At 64.7% G+C, this 21,686-nt stretch carries 19 protein-coding genes; 11 read left to right on the top strand and 8 right to left on the bottom strand.

From position 1 onward, the window contains the following. Positions 1-124 precede the first annotated feature (124 nt). Positions 125-2,062 carry a pectinesterase family protein gene (locus tag HOLFODRAFT_RS20105; RefSeq protein WP_148300392.1) on the top strand — a complete coding sequence of 646 codons (1,938 nt, stop codon included), beginning with the start codon at positions 125-127 and terminating at the stop codon, positions 2,060-2,062. A 129-nt stretch (positions 2,063-2,191) separates the two neighbouring features. On the opposite strand, the gene HOLFODRAFT_RS0207945 is transcribed toward HOLFODRAFT_RS20105, so the two are convergent. Both HOLFODRAFT_RS0207945 and HOLFODRAFT_RS0207940 read right to left on the bottom strand, forming a co-directional pair. After that, positions 2,192-3,061 (bottom strand): XdhC family protein, encoded by an 870-nt coding sequence (locus HOLFODRAFT_RS0207945; protein WP_005035342.1) that lies wholly within the window; start codon positions 3,059-3,061, stop codon positions 2,192-2,194. Positions 3,062-3,071: 10 nt separating this feature from the next. Then, the gene (locus tag HOLFODRAFT_RS0207940; protein ID WP_005035344.1) at positions 3,072-3,875 is read right to left on the bottom strand and encodes a Rossmann-like domain-containing protein; all 804 of its coding nucleotides are present in this window, start codon (positions 3,873-3,875) and stop codon (positions 3,072-3,074) included. Positions 3,876-4,102: 227 nt separating this feature from the next. On the opposite strand from HOLFODRAFT_RS0207940, the gene HOLFODRAFT_RS0207935 reads away from it, so the two are divergent. From HOLFODRAFT_RS0207935 to HOLFODRAFT_RS0207925, 3 genes are all read left to right on the top strand, one after another. Beyond that, positions 4,103-4,579, top strand: coding sequence for a hypothetical protein (locus tag HOLFODRAFT_RS0207935; RefSeq protein WP_005035346.1), 477 nt, complete (start codon positions 4,103-4,105; stop codon positions 4,577-4,579). 19 nt (positions 4,580-4,598) lie between these two features. Further along, on the top strand, positions 4,599-5,699 hold the full coding sequence (locus HOLFODRAFT_RS0207930) for an ROK family protein (protein ID WP_005035348.1): 1,101 nt from the start codon (positions 4,599-4,601) through the stop codon (positions 5,697-5,699). A 185-nt stretch (positions 5,700-5,884) separates the two neighbouring features. Then, positions 5,885-6,358, top strand: a complete 474-nt coding sequence (locus HOLFODRAFT_RS0207925; RefSeq protein WP_005035350.1) for a ferritin-like domain-containing protein — start codon at positions 5,885-5,887, stop codon at positions 6,356-6,358. 130 nt (positions 6,359-6,488) lie between these two features. On the opposite strand, the gene HOLFODRAFT_RS0207920 is transcribed toward HOLFODRAFT_RS0207925, so the two are convergent. Next, positions 6,489-6,887: a hypothetical protein gene (locus tag HOLFODRAFT_RS0207920; RefSeq protein ID WP_005035353.1), complete on the bottom strand. Its 399-nt coding sequence runs from the start codon at positions 6,885-6,887 to the stop codon at positions 6,489-6,491. A gap of 335 nt (positions 6,888-7,222) precedes the next feature. On the opposite strand from HOLFODRAFT_RS0207920, the gene ispH reads away from it, so the two are divergent. Next, positions 7,223-8,938 (top strand): 4-hydroxy-3-methylbut-2-enyl diphosphate reductase, encoded by a 1,716-nt coding sequence (gene ispH, locus HOLFODRAFT_RS22860; protein WP_005035355.1) that lies wholly within the window; start codon positions 7,223-7,225, stop codon positions 8,936-8,938. 12 nt (positions 8,939-8,950) lie between these two features. Here ispH and HOLFODRAFT_RS20095 read toward each other — a convergent pair whose 3' ends face one another. Next, complete coding sequence (locus HOLFODRAFT_RS20095; RefSeq protein ID WP_005035357.1) at positions 8,951-10,966, bottom strand: S46 family peptidase; 2,016 nt, start codon at positions 10,964-10,966, stop codon at positions 8,951-8,953. A gap of 15 nt (positions 10,967-10,981) precedes the next feature. Further along, a complete protein-coding gene (gene fabG, locus HOLFODRAFT_RS0207905) occupies positions 10,982-11,728 on the bottom strand; it encodes a 3-oxoacyl-[acyl-carrier-protein] reductase (protein ID WP_005035360.1) in 747 nt (248 codons plus the stop codon). Positions 11,729-11,818: 90 nt separating this feature from the next. On the opposite strand from fabG, the gene HOLFODRAFT_RS20090 reads away from it, so the two are divergent. The 6 genes from HOLFODRAFT_RS20090 to HOLFODRAFT_RS0207875 all read left to right on the top strand — a co-directional run bounded on the left by HOLFODRAFT_RS20090 (position 11,819) and on the right by HOLFODRAFT_RS0207875 (position 18,201). Next, the gene (locus tag HOLFODRAFT_RS20090; RefSeq protein ID WP_005035362.1) at positions 11,819-12,961 is read left to right on the top strand and encodes a diguanylate cyclase; all 1,143 of its coding nucleotides are present in this window, start codon (positions 11,819-11,821) and stop codon (positions 12,959-12,961) included. A gap of 281 nt (positions 12,962-13,242) precedes the next feature. After that, positions 13,243-13,989, top strand: a complete 747-nt coding sequence (locus HOLFODRAFT_RS0207895) for a lysophospholipid acyltransferase family protein (RefSeq protein WP_026939151.1) — start codon at positions 13,243-13,245, stop codon at positions 13,987-13,989. Further along, positions 13,986-14,261, top strand: coding sequence for a hypothetical protein (locus tag HOLFODRAFT_RS0207890; protein ID WP_005035366.1), 276 nt, complete (start codon positions 13,986-13,988; stop codon positions 14,259-14,261). The genes HOLFODRAFT_RS0207895 and HOLFODRAFT_RS0207890 overlap by 4 nt, the downstream gene beginning before the upstream one ends. Further along, positions 14,242-15,711 carry a class I adenylate-forming enzyme family protein gene (locus HOLFODRAFT_RS0207885; RefSeq protein ID WP_005035368.1) on the top strand — a complete coding sequence of 490 codons (1,470 nt, stop codon included), beginning with the start codon at positions 14,242-14,244 and terminating at the stop codon, positions 15,709-15,711. The genes HOLFODRAFT_RS0207890 and HOLFODRAFT_RS0207885 overlap by 20 nt, the downstream gene beginning before the upstream one ends. Before the next feature lie 4 nt (positions 15,712-15,715). Beyond that, a complete protein-coding gene (locus tag HOLFODRAFT_RS0207880; RefSeq protein WP_005035370.1) occupies positions 15,716-16,390 on the top strand; it encodes a class I SAM-dependent methyltransferase in 675 nt (224 codons plus the stop codon). A 50-nt stretch (positions 16,391-16,440) separates the two neighbouring features. Continuing rightward, positions 16,441-18,201, top strand: a complete 1,761-nt coding sequence (locus HOLFODRAFT_RS0207875; protein WP_026939150.1) for a M1 family metallopeptidase — start codon at positions 16,441-16,443, stop codon at positions 18,199-18,201. Between the two features lie 699 nt (positions 18,202-18,900). Here the strand turns inward: HOLFODRAFT_RS0207875 and HOLFODRAFT_RS0207870 are convergent. The 3 genes from HOLFODRAFT_RS0207870 to HOLFODRAFT_RS22855 are packed head-to-tail and all read right to left on the bottom strand — an operon-like array spanning position 18,901 to position 21,668. After that, positions 18,901-19,890 (bottom strand): cation diffusion facilitator family transporter, encoded by a 990-nt coding sequence (locus HOLFODRAFT_RS0207870; RefSeq protein ID WP_005035373.1) that lies wholly within the window; start codon positions 19,888-19,890, stop codon positions 18,901-18,903. Continuing rightward, complete coding sequence (hydE, locus tag HOLFODRAFT_RS0207865; RefSeq protein WP_005035374.1) at positions 19,887-20,948, bottom strand: [FeFe] hydrogenase H-cluster radical SAM maturase HydE; 1,062 nt, start codon at positions 20,946-20,948, stop codon at positions 19,887-19,889. Before hydE ends, HOLFODRAFT_RS0207870 begins: the two co-directional genes overlap by 4 nt. A 9-nt stretch (positions 20,949-20,957) precedes the next feature. After that, a complete protein-coding gene (locus HOLFODRAFT_RS22855; protein WP_005035376.1) occupies positions 20,958-21,668 on the bottom strand; it encodes a ComF family protein in 711 nt (236 codons plus the stop codon). Between the last annotated feature and the right edge of the window lie 18 nt (positions 21,669-21,686).

Below are 21,686 nucleotides of genomic sequence, written 5' to 3'. Positions count from 1 at the left end.
CAGGGAGAAGTCGAATTCAGAAACATGACTCTTTGGGCTGAGATTGACTGATAATCAGGTTAAATTATGTATCGCCCGCGTCATCAGCTCGCTAACTCACGCTATGGGCCTGGGGGACTATCGGATGAATGTTTCGGTGCGGTGGAGTGGGGTATGGGTGGCGGCGGCCCTGGTGGCGGTCGTCGGGATGACTGGGTGTGGCAACTACCTGCCCTGGAACGACACCCACAGCAGCGGGGCCGCTACCGGTTCGCCGGTGCTGACGCTTTCGCCCTCGGCCACCACCTACACCGCCGTCGCGGGCGCCGACGCCACCACGGTGCAGGTCACGGCCACCAAGGCCGACGGCTCCGCCGACGATTTCACGGTGGTCTCGTCCCCCAGCGATGTGGTCCAGGTGAGCAAGGGCTCCCCCTCCGGCACCACCACCCCGGTGACCCTCACTCCCCTGGTGGACGGCACCGCCATCATTACCTTCACCAGCGGCTCTGACGCCTCCCTGGTCCGGACCCTCGTTGCCACCATTTCGCCCGACTACACCGATCCGACCGCCACCTATGGGCTGAGCTCCGCCCAGGTGTTCCCCGCGCCGGCGGCCACCACGGCCTACGAGGACGACCGCCTGACCCTGACCTTCGACAGCACGCCGACCCTGGGCCATGGCGCCATCCGCATCTTCCTGGCCAGCGACGACACCCTCGTGGACCGCATCGAATTGAGCGGTGAAAGCGACACCCTGGGCCTCGCCGGCAGCCAGCAGCGGGGCGTGGCCACTAGCCCCATTGTGATCAATGGCAACACGGTGACCCTCACCCCCCACAGCGGCAAGCTGGTCCTGGGGACCCAATACTATGTGGGCATCCCCGCCACCACCTTCACCGGCGCCACCCTGAACAGTCGGACCTTCGCGGGCATCGGCAAGGCGGCTGGCTGGACCTTTACTGTCCGAAGCAGCGGCCCCGCCACGGGGTTGTCTAGCCTCACGGTGGGGCCTTCGAACGACACCACCGTCGATTTCCACACCCTGCAGCGCGCGCTCGATTACTACATGGTCAACGCCTCCGTCTCCAACCCGGTCATCAACCTGAAGAACGGGACCTACCGGGAGCTGCTCTACCTGTATAACCGGACCAACCTGACGATCATGGGGGAGAGCCGGGCCGGGGTCATCCTTGAGTACGACAACAGCGAGGGCCTGAACGCGGGCAGCGGCTCCGGATCCCCCAATACGCCGACATTTGGCGGGGGCCGCGCAGTGTTCCTGGTGGAGAACAGCGACCTGCTCACCTTGGACACCCTGACCCTGAAGAACACTCACATCCGCAGCGGCTCCAGCAGCAACAGCGCCGAGGCCCTCTTCTTCCGGAGCAGCACCTCGTCCTCCTCCTCGGGACACCGTCTGGTCGCCAGGAACGCCAACTTCTACAGCGAACAGAATACCCTCCAGCTGCAAGGCTACACCTGGTTCTACAACACCAAGGTGAGCGGCAACGTGGATGCCATCTGGGGCAACAACTACGTCTCCCTGTTCGAGCTCAGCACCCTCGAGACGCTCGGAGATTCGGCGCACCCCGCCACTGTGTCGGGCTACGCCGACGGCACCGGCGGCAGCCTGGTACAGCCCCGCACCTATCCTGGCAGCAAGGGCTTCGTGTTCGCCGGGTGCAGCCTCACCCGTGCCGACGGACCGTCCGGCGTACACGTAGCCATCGACAGCCACGCCTCCAGCTATCTGGCGCGTGCGGCGGCGGGCACCTGGGAGGACAATGTCGCGTTCCTCAACTGCAAGATGGACACCCACATCACCGCAGCTGGCTGGGACTCCACCGTTGCGCCCTCCCCATCAAGCCCCACGGCGTCCGCTGGATGGCGGGAATACAACAGCATGAGCATAAGCGGTGACACCCTGGGCATGACCGGGCGATCATCTTTCAGCAAGGTGCTGACGGCTGCAGAGGTGTCCTCGGCCGCGCTGGGCGACTACACACAGACCACGAGCTACCCATCCAACAGCGAACGCGCCACCATCTTCTCCGCCATCGGCTGGGCACCAGTTCCCTAGCCTTGGCACGGCTCAGGTCCAGGGCTCGAAAGTGACGAGGCCGCCCGAGGTCGCGGAGGGTGCATGGGGTGCAAAAAAGCGGACCGATGGGCACCCCCTTGAGCATTCCTTCCAGGCCGACGCTCTTGGTCAGTCCGAGGACGCTGTGCTTGGCGGCGTGATAGATGCCCCGCTCCGCACCGCCTCGGTGTTCCAGTCCAGGCGCCGGTGTCCAGGGTGGCCGCCGCGCATGACCAGGATGAGCTCGCTCGCAATCGAGAGGCCGATCTCCCGGGGCAGGTTGTTCCCGAGGCCCAAACCGATGGGGCAGTGCACCCGGCGGTCGATGACTCCACCCCTCTGCTGGATGTTGCGGATCAGGACCGAAGCCTTTCTCGGGCTCCCGATCATCCCGATGTAGGGGATCTCCCGGTTGAGCAGCAGCTGGTCCAGGACCTCTTCGTCATGTTCGTGGCCCTGGGTCATGATCACGCAGTAGCTCCTGGGCGAAAGGGAAACCGAGGAGATATCGGCATAGGATCCGCACATCAGAGACTGGGCTCCCGGGAAGCGCTGGGGATCGACGAATTCCGGCCGGTCGTCGTACACCCGGTAGGGAAGTTCCAGGAGTTCGCAGTATTTGGCGAGGCTCAGGCCGACATGGCCTCCCCCGAAGATCACGACCTCCGGCTCGACCAGAACCGGCTCGATGAACACCGTCACCGCCCCGCCACAAACCCCAAGGGCCTTGTCCCCTTCTGAAGGCATCCAGTCCTCGCCGTCCCCCTTGGACTCGAAGCGTCGGGTGATGCAGGCCTCCTGGGCCATCGCCTCCTTGGCCAGCTCGATGCAGATCCGCTCCACGGCTCCCCCGCCGACGGAACCGGCGATTTCCCCGTTCTGCCTGACGGCCATTTTCGATCCGGCCTTCCGGGGGGTGGACCCGAGCGCCTCGATGATGGTCACCAGAGCACAGGGGACACCCTCAGAGCGCCATTGGGAAAGAGACTTAAGCCACATGGTCAGGTCCTCATGATCGTCCCCCGGCTAGGGAGGAAAGTTTGCGGGTGAGATCGGAAGGATCCCTGACCAGATTGACCCGATCCAGGGCCCCGGTCGGCGAGTAGGCGATGCTTCCCCCCCCCAGTTCGGCGTACCGGGCCATCAGGGGCATCTCCCGGACCAGGGTCACGCCGAGCAGGTCGAGACCGCACTCGAAGATCACGGGGCTTGGGGGCACCGTTGGCCCCATCATGATCCGGACCTGGGCGGCGGGCGTCCGGCGGATCACCGATTCCAGGGTCTCATTGACCACCGTCAGGCCGCTCATGACCACGATCTGCGCCTTTCCGAGGACTTCATCCGCATCATCCCAGTGGATGTCCCCTGGCCTCGGAAAGAGCTCCACGATGTTGACCGGGCGGCCCATCTCACGCCAATGAGCGGCTTCCTTGAAATAGCCGATGAAGCAGGTGGGTGCCTGGGCGGCAGCCGCCTCGACCATGGCCGCGGCATTGCCGGGGATCACCTCTTCGGGGACCGGGAGGAGCGACTTGAGGCAGGCCATCCCTACGGCCCTGTGGAGAATGAATCGGCTGGAGAGGAGCTCCAGGGCTGATGCCTTGGCCGGTCTCCCGATCCAGTCGCCCATCCAGGTGCCCATGCCAGGGTGTTCATCAAATCCAGGCATGCCGCGGAATAACGTGGAGAGGGACCACTTGCCCGTCTTCACCAGGACCCAGTTTGTATAGATCCGTATGTCCTCGATGAGCACGGCTTCATCAGCCGGACTGGCAATCGACTCGATCATCGGGAGATATGCTGGGATGGCCATGCCAAGGTCCTTGGTCACCGGATGGAACCCGGCAATCGAAGTATAGCCAGCCTTATAACGAATTTCGACACCGCAGAAACCGTCCCGCCGATCGGCCAAGCCGTGATCGCCTTATCTGACCCTTCCGGGAGGCATTTGGACACCTTGAAAAGGCCGCCTGCTGCTAGGCTCTGATCCAACCCTTCGATAGCCACATTCCCCCCATGCATAAGCTCTGGGAGTCAGGTATGACCGTGAAGTCTGCTCACTCGAAAGTGGAGAACGGCCCCATCACCCGCGGCAAGGGCCTCGACACCCTGGATCGCTTCATCATCCAGAACTGGGCTCCACCCACTCGTTTCGGCATCTGGCGCGCGGGGTTCGGGGCATTGTCGGTCCCCAGGGTGTCCCTGGAGCATTTCTTCAATGACGCCCTGAAGGAGGGGTGGATGCGCGATGGCGGGGGGGCGGTCATCACCATAGACCCGCCCATGGATCCTTTGGTGACGATCCGGGTTGAGAACGAGAACAAGTCCTGGACCCCGGCATCCACTTACAATCCAAAGCACTGGCTCTGGAAGGTGGTCCCGGTGGCGAATGCCCTGGGCAACCTGGAGGCAGCGGGGCAGATGCCTCTGCCCGAGGCCGAGGGGAGCTACCTGCTCGATCTGCGGGAAGGCAAGCTGAAGGAGGCCTGGTTGGCTTTCCTGGCCACCCGGAATTGACCAGGACTACACTTCCACCATGACTCCCGGACCTGCCCCCACCGTCCTCACCCTCGATGCCGGGGGCACCACGCTCACCTTCCAGGCCCTTCGGGGAGGGCAGGTGCTGGGGGAGGCCTTCACGATCCCGAGCCGCTGCGAGGATCTGGAGATCTTTCTGGAAGACGTGACCACGGGGTTTTCCAGGCTACGAGAGGATGCCCACGGCTGTGACGCCATCAGCTTCGGCTTTCCGGGACCTGCGGACTATCCCGCCGGGATCATCGGGGATCTCTGGAACATGCCGGCTTTCCGGGGCGGCGTGCCGCTTGGCCCCATCCTCCATGATCATTTCGGTGTGCCGGTCCATATCAACAACGACGCAGATCTCTTCACCCTGGGGGAGGCCGTTCATGGCCTCCTGCCGGAAGTCAACGCACACCTGGAGTCGGCAGGAAACCCCAAGCGCTACCGGCATCTTCTGGGACTGACCTTCGGGACAGGCTTCGGTGGGGGCATCGTGGTGGATGGGCGCCCCCTCCTGGGCGACAACTCCGGGGGGGCGGAGATCTGGTTGATGCGCCACAAACGGATTCCCGAGTGCTACGCCGAGGAGGGCATCAGCATCCGGGCCGTACGCCGTGTCTATGCCGAGTGCGCGGGCATCCCCTTTGATGAATCGCCGGAGCCACGACTCATCGCCGCCATCGCCCATGGACGCCTGCGGGGCCACCGGGAAGCGGCCCTGGAAGCATGGAAAAGTCTGGGTGAGGTTGCCGGAGAGGCCATCGCCTGCGCCCTCACCCTTGTGGACGGTCTGGTGGTCATCGGCGGCGGCCTGTCCGCCGCTTCGGACCTCTTCATGCCGACCCTGATGGGTGTCCTGAACGGTACCATCAGGAAGCAGGACGGCAGGGAGCTGCCCCGTCTCGTCCAGCGCGTCTACGACCTGGATCGCCCCCTCGAGCGGGAGGCCTTCCTCCAGGGCAGCCCCCAGAGCATCCCCGTGCCCGGTCGGACGGTCCCACTGGTGTGGGACGCCACGAAGCGGAGCGGGGTGGGCCGGACCCGCCTGGGTACCAGCCGCGCCACCGCCCTTGGAGCCTATGAGTTCGCCCTGTGGAAAGCCGGAGGCCGTTAGATGGGCTTCGAGGAGGACTGCCCTATCACTTCGGCCGGAAGCGAGACCGTTGGCAGTCACACCTCATGCTGGCCTGGCATCCGATGGGGAGGGTTCCTACCGACATCAAGCCTTGGCTGTGCCTGCCGATACGGACACTCACAGCCTTCCCATGGCCCACTCGCTTTCATGAAAGGACCACCAGCATGAGCTTTGACTTCAACGCTGACGACATCTTCGAGATGGCGGAGCAGATCGAGCGGAACGGGGCCAGCTTCTACCGAGAGGCCGAGTTGGGCGTTTCGGATCCCCGATCAAAAGCCCTCCTGGCCCAGCTGGCCGCCATGGAGGACGATCACGAAAACGCCTATGCGGACCTTCGCAAAGGCTTGAATGAAGCAGAGAACACCCCCACTGTCTTCGACCCGGATGATGAGGCTGTGCGGTATCTCCGTGCCATGGCCGATACCCGCGTGTTCTTCGAACAGACGGTCGACTTCCGTTCCATGGCGTCCATCCTGAAGACCGCCATCCAGATGGAGAAGGATTCCATCGCCTTCTATCTGGGTTTGAAGGACCTCGTTCCGGAAGCCCTTGGCAGGAAGCGTGTTGACGACATCATCCGGGAGGAGATGGGCCATATCCAGCTCCTCAGCCGGGAGCTGCTGGCCCAGCAGTAGTGGGCTGATCTATCGGCTTGTCGCCAGCCTGGAAGCTCCACCACAGAGGATACGGAGACGAATGAAGAGAGGGCACAGAGGAAAAGCCTGAACAGCTTTCACTCTGTGCCCACGGATCACAGGACTCAGATCAGAAGACGGGATCACCCGGCTTGCGGCGCCAAGCCTCGGCGCGGGACTTGGTCTCGGTCTTGGGCTTGTTGGCATTGGCCAGAACCTGGAGCAGGCCCGCGGTTGCCTTGGTGGCCACAGCCTTGGTGTGGCTGGGGTCGACGAGGGGTTCCACGGCGACAGGCGCGGCAGCCTCTTCCAGGGGCTTGGGGGCGACCTGTTCGCGGAGACGCTTGTCGTACCAGGCCTTCCGCTTGGGATCCACGACCCGTGCCTTGAGGCTGGATCCGTGTTTCTTGGCCGCGGTCACCTTGGGCTTTGTTTCCTTGCGGTCTTCCCGAACGGCTGATTCGGGATTGGAGGCTTCCTCCATGATCTTGGCCAAGTCCGCCAAACTACCAAGGGTTCGCTTGCTCATGTGTATTTGGAACTCCCTTTGCGGGGCCGAAAATGGGCCCGAATTTTCAGAATAACCTCAATTCCCAAGCCTTCCAAGCGATTCGTCCTCCCGGTACGGCCCGGGAGGACGAATCGCTTGGAAGGGGGCAGGGCTTGAGGCGCTGCTGTGGGCTCATTTCCCCTGTGATCCAAGCTGTTCTGCATGAAGAATTCGCACCGGCAGAAAGGCTTCAACAGATTCTCCTGAAGCTCCTGACGGGGCTGACGGTGGGAGCAAATCCATCCCCCTCATCCCAGATGCGTAACGGTATGCTGATTGTCTGACTTGATTGGTCGGGATTGTCGGGGGGTGTCATGAAGGTGATGGTCGCCAGGACTGCTGGCTTCTGCTGGGGGGTTCGACGGGCCATGGATGCGGTCCTGGAAGCCTCCTCCCGGCAGGAGGGGCCTGTGCGAACGCTGGGGCCCCTCATCCACAACCCCCAGGCGCTGGCCCTCCTGAAGAAGCGCGGCGTGGGTGTGGTGGATGCTCCCCAGGATGCCCTGGACGGGACCGTGGTCATCCGGGCTCACGGCATTCCCGTGCAGGAACTCCAGGGGCTGCGCAAGCGCCAGCAGGATGGGGAGATCCACCTGGTGAATGCCACCTGCCCGGAGGTGGCCAAAGTCCACGCCCGCATCCGGAAATGGAGTCCCAAGGGCTACTTCACCGTGATCCTGGGGAGCCATGGGCATGCCGAGAGTGTGGCGCACCAGAGCTTTGCCGCCCATGGCTCAGCCATCGTGGCCAATCTGGAGGAGGCCCGCGCCCTCACGGATGAGCAACTGGCCAAGGTGTTGGTGGTGGCACAGACCACCTTCACGACCAAGGACTACGCGGAGATTACCGAATACCTGCGTTCGAGGGCCGGGGATGCTCTCTTCGAGAACACCATCTGTCAGGACACCACCCGCCGTCAGGCCGAGGCCCAGGATCTGGCCCGGGTGGTGGATTACGTCATCGTTGTGGGGGGCAAGAACTCCTCCAACACCAAGCACCTGGCCGAGCTGGCCCGCCACTTCGGGAAGCCGGTGCAGTTTGTGGAGACCGCCTCTGATCTCGATCTGACAGTCTTTTCCGGGTCGGAGAGCGTGGGTGTCCTGGCGGGGGCCTCCACGCCTACCTGGCTGGTGGAGGAAGTCGTGGATGTGCTGGAGGCTCTGGGGAAGGGGCCTGGCACCCTGGCCCGTTTCCTCAAGGCAGCCTTCGGCTCCCCCACCGTGATGGCCGTCGGAGCGGGCTTCATGACCCTGGGAGTTCATCGATGGATGGGCAGCCCCCTCGCCTGGCAGTACCCGGTGCTGACGGCCTGCTATACCTGGGCCATGTACCTCCTCACCCCCTACCTCGACCCCATGGGTGTGGGCAGTAAGGGGCCCGCCCGGGCCCGCTTCCTGGAACGGAATCGGGGCATCATCCTGGGGGCGGGTATCCTGAGTCTGGTCGCCGCCCTGGGCTTGAGTCTCCAGATGGGAATCGGTTCGCTCCTGCTCGTGCTGGTGGCCTCCCTCTTCGGATTGACCTACAAGCGGGGGATCCACATCGGCTCCCGCCACCTGAGCCTGCGCTCCATCCCGGGCTCCAAGGACCTGCTGGTGGCCCTGGCCCTGGCCCTCGTGGCCGTGGCCCTGCCTCTGTGGCACCACGGCTGGGCCTGGGATGGTTCCGCCTGGGCTGGCCTCATGCTGGTGGCGGCCCAGGCCTTCGCCCGAACCACCATCCACAACATCCGGGACATGCAGAACGATCAGATCATGGGCAAGGAGACCCTGCCTATCCTGCTCGGGAAGCGCGCGGCCACCGGGGTGCTGGGGGCGGTGCTGACTCTCGCCTTGCTGGCGGCTCTTCTGCATGGACCCGGAGCCTTGCTATCCCACCCCTGGGCCGCCCGGGGCCTGCTGGTGTTGGCCAGCGGCTTCCCCCTTGCGCACCTTTGGCTCTATCACGAGCGCTTCACCGCCGGTAAGGCCGCCTGGGAGCCGAGCGTCGAAATCAGCTTCTACCTGCTGGGGTGTCTGGTCTTTATTTAGCGCGGATTGCTTCTACCGCTTCCCTGCTCCGGCGATTTCCCCAGCCAAGTGGGATGCCCCGTAGACCACCCGCAGGGCCTCCTGGATGGCGCGCAGGTCCACGGAGATGCAACGGTTGGTGCGGCCATCGTAGTAGAAGCGCCCCGGCAGGCTCTGGATGTTGCCATCGAAGGCCAGGCCCACCAGCTCACCTCGGCGGTTCAGCACGGGGCTGCCGCTGTTCCCGCCGATGATGTCGTTGGAGCTTATGAAGTTATACGGGGTGCTCAGCTTGAGCTTCCTGCGGGCCTCCATCCAGCGTTTGGGGAGGGCCCAGGAGCCTCCTTCGGCCTGGGGGCCCCAACCATCGGCGCGGTCGAAGAGCCCGCCGAAGGTGGTGAAGGGTTGCACCAGGGTGCCCGCCTGGGGGTAGCTTTCCACGGCGCCGTAGCTCAGACGCAGGGTGAATGTGGCGTCCGGGTAGTCGATCCTGCCACGCACGGCGAAGCGGGCCTTCGCGATGCGGGCTTCGTGTTCCGCCAGGGTGGCCATCAGGCTGGCCTGTTTTCGACGGATCTCCCGTTCCCGGGGATCGATGGCTTTGGCCATGAGGATCAGGGGGTCCTGGCATGCCTCCCGGGCAGGGCTTCCGCCGTCCAGCAGGGACTTCAGGAAGGCTGGGTCATCGATGCGGGTCTTTGCCAGGGCCTGCTGGGCTGAGGCTTCCGGGGTGAGGCCCCTCAGGAGGGCCCTCACCAGGGGGTGCTGGGCCCCCAGGAGATCCAGGGCGTCGGTCAGCCCTGCGGCGAGCAGGATGGTCTCCAATTCGCGATCGATGGGCAGGGCTTGGGCCGACCGGCCCTCCCAGATATCCAGGGCTCTCTCCAGGGGGCCCTGCAGCAGGCTCCGGTAGCGGGGATGGAGGAGCATCTCCTCTGGGAGGAAGGCCCTCTGCTGGGTCAGGGTCTCCCGGATTCTTTCCCAGCTCTCCCCGGCTTCGGATTGCAGGTGGGGATCGGTCTGGACCTTCGCCTGGAGTTCCCGCTCCGCCGCCTGGATCCGGGCCATGGCCTCCGGGTTCGCCAGGCCTTCGGTCTCTCCCAGGTACACCTTCAGGGCGTTGCCGGTGGCCATGCGCTCGGAGGAAACCTTCAGGGCGTGGGTCGGGCTTCGGCGGGCGTATGCCCGCAGGGCCGTGTCCCTGCGCTTGAGGATGCGGATCAGCAGGGGATTGACGGCTTCCCGCAGGTGCTCCATCTGCGCGAAGGTCTCCAGGCGGGAAGTCCGCCCGGGATGCCCCACGGTGAAGGTCATATCACCAGTCTGGACGCCCTGTTCCGACCCCTTGAGGAAGTGCGCGGGGTGGTAGGGCTGGCCCTTCTCGTAAACCCGGAACAGGGCGAAGTCCAGATCGTGGCGAGGGAAGGTGAAGTTGTCCCAGTCCCCTCCGAAGCCCGCCACCTTGTGTTCCGGTGCCATCACGAGGCGGATGTCACGGAAGACCTGGTAGCCGTAAAGCCAGGTCTCGCCCCCCTGGTAGAGGCTGACCGCCTCCCACGAAAGGGAGCCTTCGCCGTTGTGGACCCGGAGCAGGCCTTCCACCGCCGATCTGCGGATGCGGACGGCCTCTTCCTCGGTGCTTCCAGGGGGGACAGCCTTGGCCAAGGCCTCCGTGACGTTCTCCATGCCCACGAGGCTGCGGAGCTCCAGGCCGGGTACTCGGATCTCGTGGCCACGATCCGCAGCCACGAAGCCGTTCTCCACGAGATTGCGGTCCGCATTGGAGACCTTCTGGATGGCCCCGTGCCCCACATGGTGGTTGGTGAGCACCAGTCCGTCGGGACTGATGAACGAGCCGCTCCCCCCAGGGAAGCGCAGGGCCGAGAGGCGCACATGCTCCAGCCACGCGGCGTCCGGCGCGAAGCCATACTTCGCCTTCATGGCCTGGGTCGGGGGATGGTCGAAGGTCCACATACCCTCGTCCGCCCGCAGCGTGGTGAGCACCAGTGCCAGGGCGAAGAGGGGAAGGAAGCCGGGATGGACGGCCATGGGCGAGGTCGTGCCTCAGGGCATCAGCATGCCGCCGTTGACCGAGAGTACTTGGCCGGTCATGTAGCCCGCCTCCTCCGAGGCCAGGAAGCAGACGGCGTGGGCGATGTCATCGGGGGTGCCCAGGCGTCCCAGGGGGATCTGCTCGACGAATCCGGCCTTCACGTCTTCGCTCAGCTTGTCCGTCATGGCCGTGGCGATGTAGCCCGGCGTGATGGCGTTGGCGGTGATGTTGCGGCTGGCCAGTTCCCGGGCCACGCTCTTGGTGAGGCCGATGAGGCCAGCCTTGGCGGAGACATAGTTGGCCTGACCGGCGTTGCCCATCTGGCCGACCACTGAGGCGATGTTGATGATGCGGCCCCAGCGCTGCTTCATCATGGGCTTGGTCACCGCCTGGGTGGCCAGGAAGGCCCCCTTGAGGTTGGTGTCCAGCACCGCATCCCACTCATCCTCCTTCATCTGGATGAGGAGTTTGTCCTTGGTGATGCCGGCGTTGTTCACCAGGACGTGGAGGGCGCCGTGGCGCTCGATGACCGTAGCCACCGCCGCCTTGATGGATTCGGCGCTGGACATGTCCAGGCACACGTAGTCGGCCTTGCCCCCTTCGGCCTGGATGGCGGAGGAGACCTTCTGCAGGGCCTCCTCGTTGCGGGCGGCGCAGACCACCAGGGCCCCCTGGGTGGCCAGGCGCCGGGCGATGGATTCCCCGATGCCCTGGCTGGCTCCGGTGACGAGTGCGATCTTTCCTTCAAGTGCGAACATGGAAGCTCCGTAACGTTGGAACAGTCTACCCCAGGGAGGAGGTCCTGTTCCGGAGTCATCCTGGTTCAGCCTTGGCCGATACACTCTGGCATGAGCGCCAAGATCCTCCTTGCAGTCCTTGGTATCGCGCTGCTCTTCGGGGCCTGGGCCCTGGGGGTGTGGTGGGGACGGCGTGGGCGGAAGTGGCATGACTCTGCCGTGGACCCCGCACTGCTGGAGCGCCTGGATGCCCTGGAACGGGCCCGGGCTGCGACTGAGCGGGCCAACGCTGAGCTTCAGAAGGCCATGGTCGAACTGGAGATGGCGGCAGGTACGGACCGCCTTACCGGGGCCTGGAACCGCCGCCGTTTCGAGGAAGGGGCAGCAGCCATGATGGCCCTGGCCAATCGCAAGCGGGATCCTCTCCCCTTACTGCTCTTCGATCTGGACCACTTCAAGCGGATCAATGATACCTATGGGCACGACATCGGAGACCAGGTGCTCGTGCAGGTGGTTCAGACGGTCCGGAGCGAACTGAGGGCTTCGGATGCCCTCACCCGGTGGGGGGGCGAGGAGTTCCTGATCCTGGCGCCCGGCACCTACCTGTCCGGCGCCACGGCCCTGGGGGAGAAGGTCCGGGCAGCTGTGGCCGCCACGCTTTTCCCTGAGGTGGGGCAGGTCACCATCAGCGTGGGGGTGGCCGAGTACCGTCCGGGTGAGCCTTTGCTCGAATGGGTCAAACGGGTGGACCAGGCTCTCTACCGGGCCAAGGATGAGGGCCGGAACCGAGTCGTTACCCTGGGGGATCCGGTGGTTCCCCTGCCTTCGGCAAAGGGTTCGCTCCCCCTGCTGGAGCTTCGGTGGGACAGGAGCCTGGAGAGTGGGCACGCCCTCATTGATGCCCAGCACCGGGAGCTCTTCGACATGATCAATGCCCTTCTGGCATCCATCGCCACCTTCCCGGACTCCACGGAGGTGGGACTCCGGCTCCAGGTCTTCCAGGCCCATGTTGTCCAGCACTTCCATGACGAGGAGGCCGTCCTGGCGCAGATCGGTTATCCGCGCCTCGCGGTCCATGCCGAAAGGCACCGGCAGATCAACGAGCAGGCGAACACGCTGCGGAAAGACCTGCGGGAGGGCCGTCTGGAGTTGAGCCAGGTTCTGGGATTCCTGGCGGTGGAGGTGGTGAGGGATCATCTGGTGCTGGAGGACCGGGATTTCTTTTCCTGTTTGAAGTCCTCAGCGCTTCGCTGAAAGCTTCCCGTCTCCCGGGAGGCATGGTCGGTCGTGGCAGGGAGGATTCATGCAAGAATGTCTTATCGCACGCATGAATCTTCCAATCCCAGACTCTTTTTGGCCAGCCTTTGACACGCTTTATCCGTTCCACGCTCAAAGCCTTTGATCGGACAGTCCTCCGCCCAATTATTCAGAGGGTGAGGGGCCGTGTGCCTCTGTGCCAGTCCCTGGAGAGACTTTCCCGCCGTGCGCTACTGGTCGACCCAGAGGGCCCGATCCTTGACTGGGGACGACAGAACTTGAGGCTGGCCACCGATGAGGCGGAACGAGCCTGGTTCGCCCGTGCCTGGTGGGGGTACCACGCGATACGCACGGTGCGCGCAGCCCTGGTTGAAGGTCGGATCAAGGAGGTGATGGACCTTGTGGAGCCGATGGATACGAGCCACCTGGACAGGGCCTTGGCCGGGGGCAGGGGTGTGGTGCTGGCGGGCGCCCATCTGGGGCCCTATCCCGTCGGTCGCCAGATCTTCTCAAGGCTGGGCTGCGGTGCCCTTCTCCTCCAGAGCCATCCTGGGCTGGAGGCCCCTGGGATCAAGACCCTCACCCTTTCGCGTGAGGAGGATCGGAAGAAATCCCTGGCGGCCTGCTTCCTCCATCTGCGGAGGAGCGGGGTGGTCATGATCGCGGCGGATGGCCGTTGGGGCCAGCACTTCCAGCCGTACCCATTCCTCAATGGTTCGTGTGAGATGAGTCACGGCACCGCACAGCTTGCCAGGATGGCCAAGGCGCCAACGCTCTGGTTCTTCATTCTCTGGGATATACCGAGCAGGCGGATCCGAGTGATCTTCGAGGACTCTGGACTTGATCCTGAACGGGGCGCAGAGAACTGGAACGATGCCTGGATCGAAACCTACCTGCGGCGCCTGGAGGAAATCATGGTCCAGACGCCGGAGAATCTGACCTTTGCTGGGGGCTTCTGGAACTCGGGCCAGAACAGCGGTCTTAGGTATTCTGATTCAACCTCAACCATGCAGGGGCAGCGATGACTGACAATCTGAACGAAGGTCTGCAGGAAGTGCTGCAGCGTTATGTCGCGGATCCTGCGGACTGGCGGGCAGTGCTGGCGGGGGAACCCCTGCTGGGCATGGCCGAGCTCGATTCCCTGTCCGTCGTGAATCTGGTCACCGAGCTCGAACTCATCTTCGATGTCCGCTTCGACGACGACACCCTTGAGCAGACCCTCTTCAATATCCACACCCTGGCGGCCTTCGTCGAAAACGCCTCCCTGGGAGAGTGCTGTGCCTCTCGGAGAGATTGATCCCAGGCGCCTGCTGACCCTGGCGGCTCGGCGGGACGGCGGCCGCACGGCTGTGGTCGCCCAGGGGAAGCGACTGAGCTATGACGAGCTTTCCCACCGCTGCAGCTCCCTCGCCGGGGAGCTCCGGCAGCTGGGAATCGATTCCGGGGTTCAGGTGGCTTTGGCGCTTCCCAACTCGGTGGGGTTCATCGTCTGGTTCTTCGCTGTGCTGGAGGCCGGAGGTGTGGTGATCCCCCTGCCCGCTGACCTGCCGGAGGCGGGCGTGGCCGAGCGGCTTGCGACGGGGGAGATCCCCTTCCTGGTGCTTCAGGAGGGAGTCGCCTGCCCTGACCTGGCCCCCGTGAGTGGGCTCGGTGTCGTGGAAGGCTGCTGCCTCTGCCGGAGAGAGGGCCCGATTCCACGCCTCACCTCCAGGGGGATCCTGATGAGGCAGTATTCCTCGGGTTCCACAGGGCACCCCAAAGAGATGCTCAAGACGGAGGGAAATATCGCTCACGATTTCGAGCACTTCTCCGTGGCCCTCGGGTTGGGGCCTAGCGATGTGTTCCTCGGTGCAACCCCCTTCTGCCACTCCTTCGGGACCCTCGGCCTCCTGGCGGCCTTCCATGTCGGAGGGACTCTGTTGGTGCTGCCGCGTTTTCTTCCGGGCTCGGTCTTCGAGGCCCTTCGTCAGGATCCTCCGACGGTTTTCCTGGCAACTCCGCCCATGGTCGAGGTTCTGGGCAAGTGTCGGCTGGAAGGGGAGGATGGGGCGGTTTTCAAGGCACTCCGCTTCTGTGTCTCCTCGGCTGCCAGTCTTCCCCGGGCGGCCTTTGACGCCTTCAAGCAGCGTTACGGGAAACCGGTGCACGTCCAGTACGGCTCCACAGAGACCCTGAGTGCCACGGTGAATCTTGGCGATGACTATCAGGAAGGCTTCGTGGGCCATCCCTATCCCGGGGTGGAAATCGGCATCTTCGATGAGGCCGGAGGTCGCTGCCTGCCTGGGCAGCGCGGGCTCCTGGGCATATGCAGTCCAGCGGCCAGCCATTCCTACGACAACGACCCGGTGGCTAGCGCCAAGACCTTCCGGGAAGGGTTCGTGTTCCCGGGGGATGCCGGGTATCTGGACGCCCAGGGCGGGCTGCACCTTCTGGGGCGCTCCGACATCCTCAATATCGGGGGCTACAAGGTGGACTGTCTGGAGGTCGAGGAGGCCATTCGCAGTGCCTTGGCGGTGAGCGTCGTGATCGTGATGGAAGGTGAGCGGGCGGGGCTGCCGGTGGTCCGGGCGCTGGTGGAGGCTGATCCGGATCGAGTGACGGGCTCCATGGTCCGGGAAGCCTGCCGGAAACGGCTTTCGCCCTACAAGGTGCCCGCACTGGTGGAGGTCCTCTCCATCCTGCCTCGGGACGCCAATGGCAAGATCCAGCGCGCCCTCCTGCCGATAGATGCGCCCAAGGGAGATTGAACAAATGAGCGATAAACGGATCCCGCTGACCGATGAACTGTACGCTTACATGCTTTCATCCTCCCTCCGGGAGCCCGAGAGCCTCGCCCGTCTTCGCCGGGAGGCCGCGCAGCACCCGGCGGGGTGCATGGCGGCCGCTCCGGAAGTGGGGCAATTCCTGTCCCTCCTCGTGCGCCTGACGAACGCCTCACGCGTGATCGAACTGGGCACTTTCATGGGATACAGCGCCCTGTGGATGGCCACGGCACTGCCGCCGGGTGGGCGGATCCTGACCATCGACATCAACCGGCAATGGAACGAAGTGGCCCGCCGCCACTGGCGGGAAGCGGGGATGGAGGACAGGATCGAGGCGAGGTTGTCCCCGGGGCTGGTGGAACTCGAACGCCTGTTGGGGGACGGGGGGGCCGGGCAGTACGACCTCGCCTTCCTGGATGCCGACAAGAGGAATTACCCGGCCTACTACGAGCGCCTCCTGCTTCTGCTCCGGCCCGGTGGGCTGCTGGTGGCCGACAACGTCCTATGGGATGGCCATGTTCTCGACACGACCCTCGATCCGCAAGGGGTTGGGATCCAGCGCTTCAACGCTCAACTGGCAGAGGATCCCCGGGTCTGGGTGAGCATGCTTCCCCTGGGTGACGGATTGACCCTCGCGGTCAAGAACGGGGACCCCGCGATTTGAACGCTTACGTTCCGATTTGCGCCTCCCTGTGGGCCGCGCACAATACGGGCATGGCCAATCTCGACCCCCACTCGCACTTCGACCCCCTCCAGCCCCGGACCCGTCACTGGGATCTGCGCTGGCGGGTGGACTTCTCACGGCGGGTGATCGAAGGGGAGGTGACCCTCCACCTGACGGAACCCTCTTCCGGCACACTGGACCTGGATACCAAGGATCTGGCCATCCGCGCCTGTTCGGTGGCGGGGGAGGTCCTTCCCTTCGAACTGGGGGACGAGGAGCCCATCCTGGGACGCCGACTGCGCCTGGAACTCCCCCCGGCCACTTCGGCCATCACCATTGCCTACGAGACCAGCCCCGAGGCCATCGGGCTCCAGTGGCTGAGCCCCGAGCAGACCGCCGGGGGTCAGCACCCCTTCCTCTTCAGCCAATGCCAAGCCATCCACGCCCGCACCCTGCTGCCCTGCCAGGACTCCGCCGTGGCGAGGGTCTCCTACGATGCCGAGGTCACGGTTCCCGCGCCTCTGACGGCGGTGATGAGCGCCGACCCCGCCGGGGACCGGACCCAGGGCGGGAACCGCACCTTGCGCTTCCATATGCCCCAGCCCATCCCCAGCTACCTCCTGGCTCTGGCGGTCGGGGAGCTGGAGAGCCGGGACATCTCGCCCCGGGTGAGGGTCTGGGCCGAACCCGTGACGGTGGATAAGGCCGCCTGGGAGTTCGCGGAGACTGAGGCCTTCGTGGCCAAGGCCGAGACCCTTTTCGGCCCCTACGACTGGGACCGCTACGACATGCTGGTGCTGCCCCCCTCCTTTCCCTACGGCGGCATGGAAAATCCCCGCATGACCTTCCTGACCCCGACCCTGCTGGCGGGGGACCGCAGCCTGGTGGACGTGGTGGCCCACGAGCTGGCCCACAGCTGGACCGGCAATCTCGTCACCAATGCCACGGCGGAGCACTTCTGGCTCAACGAGGGCTTCACGGTCTGGGCCGAGCGCCGGATCCTGCGGGTCCTTCATGGTGCCGAGGCGGAGAGCCTGGGCTGGGCCATCGGCCAGAAGGACCTGGAGGAGAGCCTGGAGCGCTTCCATGATCAGCCGGAACTGACGGTGCTCCGCACCCACCTGGAGGGGATCGATCCGGACGATGCCTTCAGCAGCATCCCCTACGAGAAGGGCGCCCGCTTCGTGGCAGCCCTGGAACAGGCCCTGGGTGAGGAGGTCTTCGCGGCCTTCCTGGCGGAATACATGCGACGCTTCCGCTTCCAGTCCATCACGACCGAGCAGTTCTGCGACTTCGCAGAGGAGCGCCACCCCGGGCTCCTGGGCCGGGTGGGCGCTGATGCCTGGCTGAACCAGCCCGGGCTTCCTGAGGATGCTCCGGTATTCCGCTCCCATCGTCTGGATGAACTGACGGCCCTGGCCGAAGGCTTGTCGACGGGGCAGCGCCCCGCCGGGGCCGAGGCCTGGAACGCCACCGAACTCCTCATCTACCTCCAACACCTTCCCCGGGAGCTCTCTCTGGAGGATTGCGCCCGCCTGGACGCCCAACTAGGCCTGAGCCAGCGGGGGAACTACGAGATCCTGGTGGAATGGCTCTGCATCGCCGCCGGGAGCGGCTACAGCCACGTCTTCCCAAGGGTGCGGGAGGTGCTTTCCACCGTGGGCCGCATGAAATACGTCCGGCCCCTCTACCAGGCGCTCGGCCGCACCGAAGCGGGCCGAGCCCTGGGCCGGGAGGTCTTCGCCGAAGCCTCCCCCCGCTACCACGCCCTCACGCGCCGTGTGGCGCAGGGGATCGTCGATAAATACTGAGTAGCCGTTCAGCTAGAGAGCCACGGATCGCGCTTTCCCCGAGGAGAAAAGCATGTTGGCCGCGGATAAATTGGATGCACGCGGATAACGGACGCCCTGGTTACCGGCGTTGCGAAGCTTGAGCTCTCCGCTCTTGGAAAAGCAAAGGCATTTTCAACCACCGATGCACAGGATGCACACAGACTCAAGGAAGTCCACCTGGGCGCCTGGGACTGGTTCAGCAAGGGAGAGGGAGGCTATGGCAAGCTCGCTTGCCTCCGCCTCCCTCTCCCTTGCTGAACGCGGGCGGCTTCGCCGTCCGCCCCCGCGTTGCGGGGCAGGCCCAGGTGCCCCGCCCGTAGACCATTTCTTTATCGATGTCCATCTTATTTATCTGTGGACGATTCTGCTTTTCCCGGCGATCCCATTCCATGGCAGAGCCCTGAACGCCTGCAATACTGAAAATGATTCACCACGAAGACTCCAAGGCTCCAAGGCTCCAAGGCTCCAAGGAAAAGCAGAAGAAAGAACAAGCGGTGCCGCATGACGGACATGCGAGCCAGGTTGTCGGCATCAGGCTTTCTCGCCTTTTCTTCGCGTCTTGGAGCCTACCCTGTAAACCCTCGGGTTTACATCGCCCCCTGAAGCCGCGTATTCGCATTCGGTCATTCTCTTTACCAAGCAACCCCGCGCGGCGGGGTTGCTTGGAGGTGGATCTTTTTAAATGTCGCCCGGCGCCACGGCAGCTTCCACCGTGAGCGGGACGTTGTTCTGGTGGGGGTGTTTTCGGATGGGACAGGGGGCCACGCCGCACTGGGCGCACCATGCGCACTGGCAGGGGTCCAGGTGGGTGTTGAATTCGCCCTGGAGGGCCGCTTCCTCGATGATCTGATTCCCGACCCTCTCCACCAGTTCGTGCCCCTGGTGGACCGTGTAGAACTCGGGGATCACCAGGTGGATGTCGACATGGGTGTAGCGACCGCTGCGCAGGGTCTTGAGGTCGTGGACAGCGATGAGATCCACCGGGCGGATGCGGTTGATGATTTCCAGGATCTGCTCCAGGAGTTCGGGGTCTTCCATATCCAGGAGGGCCTGGCTGGAGCTCCCGACCAGCTTGAAGCCTGTCCAGGCCAGCAGGGCCGCGACCCCCAGGGCCAGGATGGGGTCCAGCCACGTGAGGCCGGTGAACTTCACCACCAGGAGGCCCGCCGCCAATCCGAGGGTCGACCAGAAGTCGGAAAGGATGTGGTGGCCGTCGGCCTCCAGGGCCTTGGAGCGATGCTTGCGCCCCATGCGGATCATGATGAGGCCCAGCACTCCGTTCAGCAGGCCCGCGAAGAAGTTCAGTGCCAGGCCCTGGCTCAGGTTCTGGACCTTCGCCCCGACGAGAAGGGTGTGGATGGCCTCCCAGGCGATGAGGACCGCCGCCAGCGAGATGAGCCCCCCCTCGAAGGCCGCCGAGAAGTGCTCGATCTTGCCGTGGCCGTAGGGATGCTCCTTGTCGGCGGGGCGGGCGGAGAAGAGCACCGCCCCCAGGGCGAAGACCGCTGCTATGACGTTCACCACGCTCTCGATGGCATCGGAGAGCAGGGCTGTGGACCCGGAGATGTGGTAGGCCACGTATTTGAGGGTCAGGATGAAGAGCCCGGCGAAGATCGAGAGGAGGGCCAGGCGGATCCGGCTCCGCTGGGCCTTGTTTTCCTGGCTCATGCCTTTCCTTTCATGCGGGGACTGGTGCCTGGACCTTGTCCCACGGTACGCCCCAGGGCTTCGATCTGGGCGCGGATCCTGGCCACGGTGATATCCACGGTCTCATGGAGTCCGGCCTTGCCGGGATAGATCTGATAGAGCGCCCGGTACTGGGCCGGGGTGAGGTTGGGCATGATGACGTTGGCGCCCCGGAGCAGGCCATTGGCCCTTCCCGAACTGGGGTCCAGGGTGGCCAGGGCCGTGGTGCTGGGGATGTTGGTCCGGGGGCAGACCAGACGGGTGAGGGCCAGGGCCTTGAGGGTGGTGAGGGGATCGTTGGGGACCTGGCGATCCCCGGCCCTGACCCTGAGCCTCCGCCCCAGTTCGCCGTCCAGGGGGGTGCCGGGGCTGGGGAGGTAGGGGCCGATGCCGATCATGTCCATGCCGTAGTCCCGGAAGGTCCAGATGTCCTGGGCCAGGGTCTCCCAGGTCTGCCCCGGGATGCCCACCATCACGCCGGTGCCGATTTCGAAACCGATCTCACGCATCCCCATGAGCTGGGCGATGCGATCGGAGACGGTGCCCGGTAGGCTGGGGTGGATATCCCGGTAGAGTTCCGGATCCGTGGTCTCGAAGCGAAGGAGGTAGCGGTCGGCACCAGCCTCCTTCCAGGCCCGAAGCTCGGACTCCTCCCGCTCCCCCAGGCTGAGGGTGATGGCCAGGCCCGTGCGGGCCTTGATCTCCCGGATGATGCCCGCCATCCACTCCCTGGAGATGGCCGGGGTCTCCCCCGCCTGCATGACCACCGTCCCGAAGCCGCAGGCCTTGGCACGGTCGGCGCAGTCCAGGATCTCCTCCCGGGTCATGAGATAGCGTTCCACCTTAGGGGCGCAGGCGCTGATCCCACAGTAGGCGCACTCCCGCACGCAGCGGTTCGACACCTCGATGAGCCCCCGGAGGTGGACATCGCTCCCCACATCGTTCTGGCGGGTTTCGTCCGCCAGACGCCACAGCTCCTCCAGGCGGGACTCGTCCGTCTCTTGCAGCCATGTAAGGATTTCAGCGCGTTCCAAGCCCATCCATGGATTCTACAGCGCCCGGAAGATGCTCAACACTCTGACTTCCTGGGCTCCTCCTTCCTTCAACGCCTGGGCGCAACGGAGGAGGGTGGTGCCGGTGGTCCAGACGTCATCCACCAGAAGGATAACCTTGTGGTCCAGGTTGATCCTCCGGGCAAGTTGGATGGCCTTCTGGGGCAGGCGCCTTCGATCTGTTTCATTGCGGGTTCCCTGGCGGCCTGCCCTCCACGCCTTGCGCAGGAGGGGGTGCCAGGGGCGTTCGGTACGCTTGGCCAGGACCTTGCCGAACTCCTCTGCGAGATCGAAGCCTCTCATGAACCTGCGCAGTCTGGTGGCCGGGGCGCTGGTGACGAGGTCCGCTTCCCTGGCGAAGTCGGGCAGGGGAGCTGCGCTGGCTCGGCGCAGCAGGGCCTTCTTCCACCCCAGTTCGCCGTTCTTGATGCCGGGCAGAAGGAGGGCCCCCAGGGGGGGGCGCCCGCCGTGGTAGCCCCAGAATGCGTCTCCCCATTCCCAGGCCACTGGCTCCGGGCAGGCCTGATCCGGGTCGTGCTCCAGGGCGCAGCGCGGGCAGCGCAGCTCGGGAAGGGGCAGAAGTCCTTCCCAGCACCCGCCGCAAAGCCCCGCTTCCGAAGCCCGGTCCAGGGGCCCGAGGCAGCCACGGCAACGGAGTCCGGAACGGAGCAGGAGTGCAAGCTGTTGGGATGCTGAAAAAAGGTTCATGGACTGCCTGGGGGATGG

Origin of the sequence: Holophaga foetida DSM 6591, assembly GCF_000242615.2 — a bacterium.
Lineage (GTDB): Bacteria > Acidobacteriota > Holophagae > Holophagales > Holophagaceae > Holophaga > Holophaga foetida.
Note: the sequence above shows the minus strand (reverse complement) of the source record. Positions and strands in the feature narration are given on the sequence as shown.

Bases quoted from the DNA above. Each gene is read 5' to 3' on its own strand.
- HOLFODRAFT_RS20105 (WP_148300392.1), top strand. From the start codon at position 125: ATGAATGTTTCGGTGCGGTGGAGTGGGGTATGGGTGGCGGCGGCCCTG.
- HOLFODRAFT_RS0207875 (WP_026939150.1), top strand. From the start codon at position 16,441: ATGGCCAATCTCGACCCCCACTCGCACTTCGACCCCCTCCAGCCCCGG.
- HOLFODRAFT_RS20095 (WP_005035357.1), bottom strand. From the start codon at position 10,966: ATGGCCGTCCATCCCGGCTTCCTTCCCCTCTTCGCCCTGGCACTGGTG.
- HOLFODRAFT_RS0207920 (WP_005035353.1), bottom strand. From the start codon at position 6,887: ATGAGCAAGCGAACCCTTGGTAGTTTGGCGGACTTGGCCAAGATCATG.
- HOLFODRAFT_RS0207890 (WP_005035366.1), top strand. From the start codon at position 13,986: ATGACTGACAATCTGAACGAAGGTCTGCAGGAAGTGCTGCAGCGTTAT.
- HOLFODRAFT_RS0207930 (WP_005035348.1), top strand. From the start codon at position 4,599: ATGACTCCCGGACCTGCCCCCACCGTCCTCACCCTCGATGCCGGGGGC.
- hydE (WP_005035374.1), bottom strand. From the start codon at position 20,948: ATGGGCTTGGAACGCGCTGAAATCCTTACATGGCTGCAAGAGACGGAC.
- HOLFODRAFT_RS0207935 (WP_005035346.1), top strand. From the start codon at position 4,103: ATGACCGTGAAGTCTGCTCACTCGAAAGTGGAGAACGGCCCCATCACC.
- fabG (WP_005035360.1), bottom strand. From the start codon at position 11,728: ATGTTCGCACTTGAAGGAAAGATCGCACTCGTCACCGGAGCCAGCCAG.
- HOLFODRAFT_RS0207925 (WP_005035350.1), top strand. From the start codon at position 5,885: ATGAGCTTTGACTTCAACGCTGACGACATCTTCGAGATGGCGGAGCAG.
- HOLFODRAFT_RS0207940 (WP_005035344.1), bottom strand. From the start codon at position 3,875: ATGGCCATCCCAGCATATCTCCCGATGATCGAGTCGATTGCCAGTCCG.
- HOLFODRAFT_RS22855 (WP_005035376.1), bottom strand. From the start codon at position 21,668: ATGAACCTTTTTTCAGCATCCCAACAGCTTGCACTCCTGCTCCGTTCC.
- HOLFODRAFT_RS20090 (WP_005035362.1), top strand. From the start codon at position 11,819: ATGAGCGCCAAGATCCTCCTTGCAGTCCTTGGTATCGCGCTGCTCTTC.
- ispH (WP_005035355.1), top strand. From the start codon at position 7,223: ATGAAGGTGATGGTCGCCAGGACTGCTGGCTTCTGCTGGGGGGTTCGA.
- HOLFODRAFT_RS0207880 (WP_005035370.1), top strand. From the start codon at position 15,716: ATGAGCGATAAACGGATCCCGCTGACCGATGAACTGTACGCTTACATG.
- HOLFODRAFT_RS0207945 (WP_005035342.1), bottom strand. From the start codon at position 3,061: ATGTGGCTTAAGTCTCTTTCCCAATGGCGCTCTGAGGGTGTCCCCTGT.
- HOLFODRAFT_RS0207870 (WP_005035373.1), bottom strand. From the start codon at position 19,890: ATGAGCCAGGAAAACAAGGCCCAGCGGAGCCGGATCCGCCTGGCCCTC.